This is a genomic window from Kitasatospora sp. NPDC057518 (assembly GCF_042802075.1).
Taxonomy (GTDB): domain Bacteria; phylum Actinomycetota; class Actinomycetes; order Streptomycetales; family Streptomycetaceae; genus Kitasatospora.
Map to the genome: position 1 here is coordinate 1 of NZ_JBHVEU010000660.1, position 3,311 is coordinate 3,311.

Annotated in this window: 2 protein-coding genes; one reads left to right on the forward strand and one right to left on the reverse strand. The window is 77.0% G+C overall.

Features of this window, described 5'->3' with window-relative positions:
- Positions 1-583: 583 nt before the first annotated feature.
- Positions 584-1,918: a DUF1254 domain-containing protein gene (locus ACFU7Z_RS37945; RefSeq protein WP_117488356.1), complete on the reverse strand. Its 1,335-nt coding sequence runs from the start codon at positions 1,916-1,918 to the stop codon at positions 584-586.
- A gap of 293 nt (positions 1,919-2,211) precedes the next feature.
- On the opposite strand from ACFU7Z_RS37945, the gene ACFU7Z_RS37950 reads away from it, so the two are divergent.
- A complete protein-coding gene (locus ACFU7Z_RS37950) occupies positions 2,212-3,252 on the forward strand; it encodes an NAD-dependent epimerase/dehydratase family protein (RefSeq protein WP_380782656.1) in 1,041 nt (346 codons plus the stop codon).
- Positions 3,253-3,311: the final 59 nt, after the last annotated feature.

Sequence of the window (3,311 nt, forward strand, 5' to 3'; positions counted from 1 at the left end):
CAGTACGTAGACCGACCGCCATAATCCCGCCCGCAAAACCGGGAACGCACGAGAAGTCGGCCCACCCGACTTCTCGTGCGCGGCGGGATCCGGGGTGCTGGCGGGGCGTGCGGGGTGGGGCCCGAGGTGAGTGGCGGCGGGGCGGGCGCGGCAGGGGCCGGGATGGCAGCGCGGCACGCGGGGTGTACGCGGTAGGTCCGAGATGGCGGCGCAGCGTGCGCGGCAGAATCCGGGGTGCTGGCGGGCTGGGGTCTGGGGCCGGCGGGGGCGGGAATCAAGGGGCGGCGGGGCGGGCGCAGCAGGGACCCGGGGTGGGAGCCGGGATCGCGGCGGAGCGTGCGTGGTAGGTCCGGGGTGACGGTGGGGCGTGCGCGGTAGGGGCCGGGGTTCTGGCGGGTTGGGGTCTGGGGGTGGCGGGGCGTGCGGGGGTGGGAGCTCGGGTGGCGGGGTGTGCGCGGCGGGGTCACGGGGCAGCGCGGCTTGCGGGGTGGGAGCTGGGGCGGCGGCGCAGCGGGCGCGGTAGGGGCCGGGGTGGCGGCGGGTTGGGGTCCAGGGGCGGCGGGGCGGGGTGGGCCCGGGGCAGTCAGAGGCGGTGGATCGGGGGGACTTGGTAGGTGCCGTCCAGGACGGCGGGTTCGGGTTGGTAGATGCGGAGGATGGGGCGGAACTCGCCGGGTGGGGTGGGGAGCCAGTTGGCGGCGGCGGTCGGGTCCTCGGGCTGGTCGTGCCGGAGGGTCAGGGTGAGGGAGCCGTCCTCGCCGTGGACCAGTCCTGGGGTGCGGTCGCCGATCGAGTAGCGGTCGATCGGGTTCTCCACCAGGTAGTAGTCCGGGACGGAGTACATCGTGACGGACCAGAACGCCCCGGCCGGGGGCGGCTGGTCGAAGCGCAGGGTGTAGTCGTGGAGGCCGGTGAGGGGCCGGCCGTCGGAGTCGTCGTAGGTCATCGCGTACGAGGCCTCGTAGGCGTGGTTGCCCCAGAGGCCGGCCCGGGCGGCGGCGGCCCGGCTGAGGTAGGCGGCGCGGCGGTCGGGGATGCGCCACTCGGGGTCGTCGAGGGTGCCGGGGCCCAGGTGGTCGGTGTTGTAGTCGAAGAGGTGGAGGGCGCTGCGCCACTCGCCGGGCGGGTGGTCCTCGGGCGGGCGGGTGGCGTCCTCGACCCGTTCGCGGCCGGCGGCCAGGCCCTTGGCCAGCGCCAGTGTCCATTCGGCGGCGGCCGCGCGGTACGGCGAGGCGCCGTCGTCGAGCAGGCCGAGCGGGGCGAAGCGGCGCTGGTACTCGATGTCGGCGGTGGCGGGCGGGAAGGCCTGCATCCAGACCCGCAGCCGCTCGAAGAAGGCCAGCCGCTCGGGGACGTCCGCGTCCGGTTCGGGGAGTCCGGCGACCAGGCCTCCGGGTTCCAGCGGTTCCAGTTCGAGGGCGGCCTGGAGGGCCCGGACCCGGGGGAAGTCGTCCGGGCCGGCGCAGGCGAAGCGGCCGACGAGGGTGCCGACGGTGGTCGGCAGTTCGATCACCCGGTCGGGGTCCGAGGGGGTGCCGTGCCAGCCGGGCGGGACGATCAGCCAGGTCTGCGCGCCGGTGCCGGTGGCCCGGCGGCCGAGGTAGGCGACGTTGTCCGTCCAGGCGTCGATGATCTGCAGCACGTAGTAGGCGCCGGCGGTGTCCGGGACGCGCAGCACCTGCGGGCCCTCGGAGAGGTCGAGCTGGGCGATCGAGTAGACCGTGTCGTTGTTGACCGAGACGAAGCGGTCGGCCGGACCGGCCAGCCGGGTGGCGTGGCTGAGGTGGTTGAACGGCGCCGCCGGCAGGGTGCCCAGGCCGCCGCGGTCGAAGCGCTCGACCATGGTGAGGCCGGCGACCAGCGGGTAGCCGTAGACGTACGCGTCGGCGGCCAGGGCCTCCAGCTCGGGCTGGTTCATCACGGGTCCTTCGTCCGGGGCGGGCAGCCGGTCGGCGGGGGCGGCGGCGCCGGCGCGGCACCGGTGGGACGCTCGACGCCGGCGGGCCGTCGGTGCCGGCGCGGCGGGCGGGTCCGCCGTCCGGGTCGCGCACCGGGCCGGGGTGCGGTCGCCGACCGCGGTACACCTCGGATGCTAAGCGGGGCCGGGTGGGGCGGCACGTCGGACCGGACGCCGCGCGGCTTCCGCCCGCCGGGATCTGCTGTGCGCTGATCCGGGCGTACCGGCGGGGCGGCCGGGAGAGGGTCGTCGGTATGAAGATCCTCCTGCTTGGGGGCTCGTCCTTCCTCGGACGGGCCTACGCTGCCGAGGCCCTCGCCAGGGGCCACCGGGTGACCACCTTCAACCGCGGCCGCAGCGCCGCCGACCTGCCCGGTGTCGAGGCCGTCCGGGGCGACCGCGACAGCGCCGGGGACCTCGCCCGGCTGGTCGACGGCCGCGGCTGGGACGCCGTCGTCGACACCTCCGCCCAGCAGCCCGCCCAGGCCGCGCTGAGCGCCCGGCTGCTGCGCGGGCGGGCCGGGCACTACACCTTCGTCTCCTCCGTGCACGCCTTCGCCGACTGGCCCGCCCACGTGGTCGACGAGGGTTCCGCGCCGCACCCCTGCCCCGCCGACACCCCGCCCGACCAGCCGCCCGGCAACGCCCTGAAGGCCGGCTGCGAGCGCGCCGTACTGGCGGGGTTCGGCGCCGGGCGCACGCTGGTGCTGAACAGCGGGCTGCTCGTCGGGCCGTACGAGTTCGGCGGCCGGCTGCCCTGGTGGCTGGAGCGGATGGCGCGCGGCGGGCGGGTGCTCGCCCCGGGGGATCCGCGGCGGACCATGCAGGTGATCGACGTCCGGGACTTCGCCGCCTTCGGGCTGGACCTGCTGACGGCCGGGACGGCGGGGCGGTTCGTCACGACGGCGCCGCCGGGGCGGCTCCGCTTCGGCGAGTGGCTGGAGACCTGCCGGGAGGTGGCGGGCGCCGCGGACACCGAGCTGGTCCCGGTCCCGGACGGGCCGCTGCTCGCCGAGGGGCCGGACCGGGTCGACTGGTGGACCGAACTCCCGCTCTGGGCACCGGACCTGCCCGAGCTGGCGGGCGTCTGGCTGGCCGACACCGGCCGGGCGGAGGCGGCCGGGCTGCGCTGCCGGCCGTTCGCCGAGACGGCGCGGGACACCTGGGAGTGGCTGCGGACGCGCGGGCCGGTCGAGGACACCGACGCCGAGGGGCGCAAGGGGCGGCCGGGGGCGGCGGTGCGGCACGGCATCGAACCCGCCAAGGAGCGGCGGCTGTTGGCCGCCTTCGGCTGACGGCGAGGTCGGCCGGGCCGTGGAGGCGGCCGGGAGTGGGAAGCCGGCCGGGCCGGCTT